This window comes from Moorena sp. SIO4A5, from assembly GCF_010672005.1.
In the GTDB taxonomy this organism is placed as follows: Bacteria; Cyanobacteriota; Cyanobacteriia; order Cyanobacteriales; family Coleofasciculaceae; genus Moorena.
The window spans coordinates 1-4,499 of sequence record NZ_JAAHHZ010000389.1; the positions used below are offsets into that span (position 1 = coordinate 1).

4 protein-coding genes are annotated in these 4,499 nt (G+C 39.6%); all 4 read right to left on the minus strand.

Annotated elements, in window-relative coordinates; all coding sequences use genetic code 11:
* A partial coding sequence (locus tag F6K57_RS37610; RefSeq protein WP_293073484.1) for a universal stress protein occupies positions 1-247 on the minus strand: 247 nt, incomplete at its 3' end.
* A gap of 618 nt (positions 248-865) precedes the next feature.
* Positions 866-1,783, minus strand: coding sequence for a DMT family transporter (locus F6K57_RS37615; RefSeq protein ID WP_081431387.1), 918 nt, complete (start codon positions 1,781-1,783; stop codon positions 866-868).
* 238 nt (positions 1,784-2,021) lie between these two features.
* Positions 2,022-3,629, minus strand: coding sequence for a hypothetical protein (locus F6K57_RS37620; protein ID WP_293073489.1), 1,608 nt, complete (start codon positions 3,627-3,629; stop codon positions 2,022-2,024).
* Between the two features lie 95 nt (positions 3,630-3,724).
* Positions 3,725-4,499: asparagine synthase C-terminal domain-containing protein (locus tag F6K57_RS37625; protein ID WP_293073492.1), on the minus strand; the 775-nt coding region annotated here is incomplete at its 5' end.

Consider the following 4,499-nt stretch of genomic DNA (forward strand, 5'->3'; position numbering starts at 1 on the left):
GAATTCCTTGGTATTGAGGTTCCTTGAATCTGTCAGAAAGTACCTTTTCCACATGGGATTTACGGGTCTGGCTATCTACTGTACGCCACATCACTCCCGGTTCACCAGGGTTGAGAGGAGGTAGGACATGGATAACGTATATATGAGATGCATCCTTGACAAAGTCTATTGATTTTTCTAAAGCCTCAAAGGAGGTTTCAGAAAAATCAATGGGTACAAGTACACGGTCGGTGGCGAATAAGCTCATAGATTGACTCCTATGGCTTCTTTAAAAATATTATAAATACTAATCTTCTAGGAAGATTGAGTGTAAGCTATCAGCTATTAGCTATTAGCTATCATGCGCTTTAACTGAACCGGGTCGGATGAGTAAAACGATCAGGAATTTTCAACTAGCTTTACCAGCCCGTAAGGTTGTTGACTACTTCCCGTTGATTAGCGTTAGGTTGACAGCTGTTCGCGAAGCGTGAGCCATTCGCGTACCGTGGCCTTTGCCCAAGGCTCACGGCTAAATACTTACGTTTTTGAGTTTAATAAACTTCATAAGTATGATGTTTTTCACAAAAAAATATAGGGAATAAACGCTTAATTAAGCCAGGGTTATTTTTACGAATCATTTAGGACTGCTATAGAGGATATTAGGCGCACATAATGTCGAATGAGCGCCTAATATTTTCTATACGATACTTTGCACGGCAACAACTTGCGTTTTGAGTTGGGTGGGATTCAGCTAACTCTAGGGGAGTATTGAGTCGGCACATGTCAAGTATAAACAAGAGTTAGATTTCTTACTGAGGTTTCAGGTTTTTGACAAACCTCAGATTATGACCGTTTAAAGTATATGCCGATTGCGGTGAGCATTTACTTAATCTGAAACTTGCTTACTTCGATTAATAAGCGTAATACCACAGAAGACTATCGCACCGCCAAGTAAGGATAATGCTGTGGGGACTTCGTGTAACCACAACCAAGCAATAAACGTCGCGGCTACAGGAATCAAAGCTAAATAACTGCCTGCTTGTGAGGCTGGAAGCTTAGACAATACATAAGACCATGCAACGTAAGCCAAAATACCTGGGAATAGAGCCAGATAAACGATTGCTAAAGTTGAATTCAACGGTGCATTAGTAACTGACAACACGGCACGAGGTGCCAAGAAGAATAAACAGATTGCTCCTGCCCAAATTGCATAGGTTATAAATTGAATTACAGTGTATTTCTGTAGCAGTGGTTTTTGTAGCACTGAATACAAGCTGGTTGAGACGGTCGAAATAAAAACGAATAATACTCCTATCGATAGGTGAAAAACATCGCCTTCAGTGAAGGACATATTGCCTTCAGTGAAGGACATAATACCAACACCCACAATACACAACGCAATACCAATCCAACCTATTTTTTTAAGTTGTTCGTTTAAGAATAGTACTGCCAAAATTGCGATAACGCCTACTTGCGTCGAGTTAATAAAGCTTGAGACACCAGCCGTAACAGTAAGCTCACCTGTATTGAGCATGAAATTGTAAAGCGCGATACCGATAAAACCACAAAAGGAAATTAGCGGCAAATCTTCTAGTTCGGGCATTGGCATTCGGCTGATTAGGGCATACACAAGCAGAACCAGAGATGCGACTAGATATCTTAGAAAACCGACTCCGGCAGGACTGTATCCAGCCAGGGAAACCCGAATGGCAGGAAATGCGGATCCCCACAACATAAGTTTTATTAAAATGGCACCAAAAACCAGTGCTTTAGCGCGATTTTCCTTACTAATCTCAATAAACATAGCTAAAAGTCATATTTTTATATTTAATTTGAGTAAAAAAGCACTCACCTAACTCTAACAAATTCTCCGAGAGTGATCGCTTGCGATCGCTCTCGGAGTTATTCAAAGCATTGACTGAACCCCTAATTCTTTCCTTCTCAACTGGCCAAAATTTTCGATCTATTAAATTTCAGTAATTCTGAAATCTCTTTTTTGGCTGGAGTTGAGATACCTGAATCCCTACAAATTTAGCTAGTTATTAGAGAAACTTTTGCAATACAAAGTTTCGTGCCAGTACAGGTAGGTTAGTATATTCAGCTAGAGCTTCTATTGTGGTGATATCCCTTTCCTTCGCCAAAGTCAGCAAATCACTGGCACCTTGCTTTACTTGTCTGTACACAATTTCATGTCCTAGACGTTTATGATAAGTAGGTGTCTGTTCATTTTCCATTGCCTTGGTGATGCCTCCATTTTCTGTGGCTCTGAAAAATATTTCCACTTTAGAATTTCCTGCTCCACCGGGAGTTATTGCTTGACCTTGCAATGCCATAATACCCCTGTCTTTGAGAGCTTTCATGATTTCCAATCCTTCATCTCCAGGAGGAATTGCCCAATTTTCTGATAGAAGCACAGTGGAATTGTATGGAATAGCATCAAGATTGGAATGCTTTAGGGCTTTACCGAAAGTCATAGCAATAATTACCCTCGGTTCACCATTTTTACCCAATGCTTCATCAGTAAACTTTCCTGGCTCTGCTAAAGCCACACCCCAACTGGAGGGAATTCTTTGGAATGCTTCACCATTCATACGGTATCGTTCGCTTTCCAAGATGGGAACCAGTTTTTCTCCTGTGGTAGAATCTGTCTCTACAGGTTTGGTGTAGTCATAGGCTATATCTGAGACTAATACATTTTTAAAACCCTTTTCTGCCAGTCGTTTAGCTGTATCTGAACCCATTGCACCTGCTGCACCGATTAGTGAGATGGGAAGATTTTCATCGTCAGCATTAAATAATCCTTGCTCACTAGCTGCATCAAAGGCTCCAAAAAATCCACTGACTGTGTAGGCTGCTTTACCTCCACCTCCACCAACAGAGGCATCAACACCCAAAACTTGAGGTGTATGCTCATGAAGATAATCAGCTAACCTTTTATTCGGACCAAAATCAGGTGTAATGAATAGTGCACCGGCTGGAATGAAACTGTCTTCTTCTACAACATTCCCTTGAAAATCGATTTTTGTTGCTCCTGTTTGACCATTGAGGAATTTTCCTACCTCCTTGAAGATAGAAGAATACACTTCATAGGCTTTTGGATGGCTGGCATCGACAATAATCTCATGTATGTCTAAATTTTCTGATAGTATGATAGCCCGTCCACCTCGAAATTCAAGTTTTAGAAAATCCCGAGAAAAATCATATCCTTCAGGAATATCTTTTTGTGCTTCATTTTGTGCCTTCAAGTAATTTTTTATTTTACTTTCAGGTGAAATTAATTCATCTAAAGCACCCTTTTCATTTGTCTTACTAAGATATTTATGTTTAGTATGACTTTCATAAAATGAAAGCTTTAACAAAGACTCAAGGGCATTCAAACGGCTTTGCTCGTAGTCTCCCTCCACCGGAGGCTCTGCACGGGTACCGCCATAGGAGGAGTTACAATTTAATACTGCTTTTAAGTTTTTTGGATCACTAGTGCCGCTGTTATCTGGATGTACTAGTACCTCAGGACTATCAACGGATTCCCGATTGATTGCTAGAAATACAGTAGCGGTATTGGGAATTGGAATTTCATATATGTAGGTGTGTATGTTGACATACTCCTGTGCGGTTAGCTTGAGTACGTTAACTTCAGGTAAAGCTTGCATTGACATAAGTAAGTTTTATCCTTGTTGCAACTAAAAATGAGGTTTTAACGCTCTTAATCTTCTGTTTTTAGATTAAGCTTTTATCTGTCAACAACTCAACTAATTTTAGTTAGTTGTTTTGAGTCCGAACTCCATTCAAAATAACCATTAGATGAAAAATCTAAATTTGGCTTTTTGTATCGCTCATGGGGAATCGGAAATCCAGCTTTCAAATATTCCTCCAATAGGTATGCACCATCGGTAGAGTCTATTTTTAATCTGGATAATATTTTTTGTTCTACCGCTGAGGTCTGACTACGAACAAAATCTAATAATTGAGATAGGAGACCAGAACCTTCTGGTAATCGAACCTTCTTCCTGAGCCTAATATAATCTGGCAAATAATCTGCCATTGCCTCTCGTAATATCCACTTTTCAATACCATTACGTAGTTTAAGCTCAAACGGGACATTATACGCAAAACGCAGAAATTCTTTGTCCATGAATGGTGGACGTGCTTCAACGGAGTGAATCATACTGCATCGATCTGATCGTTGTAGATCTGTGCGGTACAAATTGCCCAGACGATAGGTCATTAAGTATTCAGGATCGGGAGAAGTTTTAAAGAAATCATAACCGGCTAAAACCTCATCACTTCCATCTCCGATGAGAATAATTTTGATGCCTGCATTTTTCGCCATTTTGTAAGCGAAATACATAAGGGAGGCATCCATAACATCGATGGTTTCAAATGTTTCGCAAATGGAAACAATATTAGTAACATTGCAAATCAAATCGTCAATATTAAGATATTGAACTTTATGGTCAATCTTATTTTCTTCACAGTATCGCTTAGCTATTTCTACATCAGGGGAACCTGGGAAACCAATG

What these genes read in the sequence shown, in the direction of transcription:
- F6K57_RS37620 (WP_293073489.1), bottom strand. Translation starts at nt 3,629, where the DNA reads ATGCAAGCTTTACCTGAAGTTAACGTACTCAAGCTAACCGCACAGGAG.
- F6K57_RS37615 (WP_081431387.1), bottom strand. Translation starts at nt 1,783, where the DNA reads ATGTTTATTGAGATTAGTAAGGAAAATCGCGCTAAAGCACTGGTTTTT.